The organism is Xenorhabdus beddingii (assembly GCF_002127545.1).
GTDB lineage: Bacteria > Pseudomonadota > Gammaproteobacteria > Enterobacterales > Enterobacteriaceae > Xenorhabdus > Xenorhabdus beddingii.
The window spans coordinates 1-1,255 of record NZ_MUBK01000108.1; the positions used below are offsets into that span (position 1 = coordinate 1).

The following is a 1,255-nucleotide window of genomic DNA, read 5'->3' on the forward strand; positions in this document are numbered from 1 at the left end:
CCCTCCCTCCACAGGCAAGCACGACATGTCCTGCCGCTAAAATGTTACGTGCACCGTTGATATCGGCATTGGCGCTATATCCGCATACCTGACACACGAATTGACTCTGTGACAGGCGGTTATTTTTCGCTGTATGACCACAGCAGGCGCATCGCTGGCTGGTATACGCCGGAGGAACTGCCAGCACCTGACCACCGCGCCAACGCTGCTTATACTCAAGCTGACGACGCATTTCATACCAGCCCTGATCCAGTATCGCGCGGTTTAAGCCTGATTTAGCCCTGACGTTTCGCCCGTGCTGTTCTGCCGTGCCTTTAGCCGACTTCGACATGTTACTGACCTTCAAATCTTCAATGATGATCATTGCGTGGTTTTTGCTGATTTCACTGGTGATTTTATGAAGGTAGTCGTGCCGAATATTGGCTATGTGCGAGTGCAAATGCCGGATTTTTCGTTTCTGTTTCTGCCAGTTGGCGCTGAATTTAACTTTGCGGCTTAACTGACGCTGAAGCCATGCCAGCTTACGCTGGCTCGCTTTAAAGCTGTTTACTGGAGGGTATACCGTACCATCGGAAAGCGTGGCGAGCTTCGTGACGCCGGCATCCACCCCAACCATCGACGTTGAGTTGTGAACGGGGTCAGCCACGTCGTATTCTGTCTGGATGCTGACGTACCATTTGCCGCATGACTGGCTGACTGTGACGTTTTTCACTTCCCCGACAACCTGGCGGCTGTTTCTATAGCGCATCCAGCCGAGCTTTGGCAGAAAAATACGGCTGTTCGCCTCATCCAGCTTAACGCCTTGAGGATAGCGGAACGCATCATTCTGGCCCCGTTTTTTGAAACGGGGGAATGCGGCACGCTTCTGGAAGAAGTTCTTGTAGCCGCGTTCCAGGTCTTTCAGCGACTGCTGCAACGGCTGCGATGGAGACGCTTTAAGCCATTGGGTATCAGGATCGGATTTCCACGCAATGAGCCATGAAGCCATTCTGGTGTAGGGAATAGACTTGTTTCCCGCCTCATGGTTCTCATTCTGGAGTGCCAACGCACGGTTAAAAACGAAGCGACAAGCCCCTGCGAAGCGCCGCATATCGCGCTCCTGCCGGCCATTGGGTCTTAACTGGAATTTGAAGGCTTGAAGTCGTTTCATAGCAACCATTATACTTTGGTCTATGACAAAAGAAACGGATATCCGCCGGTGAAGACACTGCGTTTTCCTGATGCATGTCCACTTGGTATTTGTTGCCAAATATCG

The 1,255-nt window shown here is 51.8% G+C and carries 1 protein-coding gene and 1 pseudogene; one reads left to right on the top strand and one right to left on the bottom strand.

Going from position 1 to position 1,255, the window contains the following annotated elements; translation table 11 throughout:
* On the bottom strand, positions 1-1,150 hold a 1,150-nt coding region (locus tag Xbed_RS18665; protein WP_086114304.1), incomplete at its 3' end, for an RNA-guided endonuclease InsQ/TnpB family protein.
* 22 nt (positions 1,151-1,172) lie between these two features.
* Between Xbed_RS18665 and Xbed_RS19595 the strand changes: the two are divergent.
* Positions 1,173-1,255, top strand: a pseudogene (locus Xbed_RS19595) (IS200/IS605 family transposase); the annotation flags it as partial.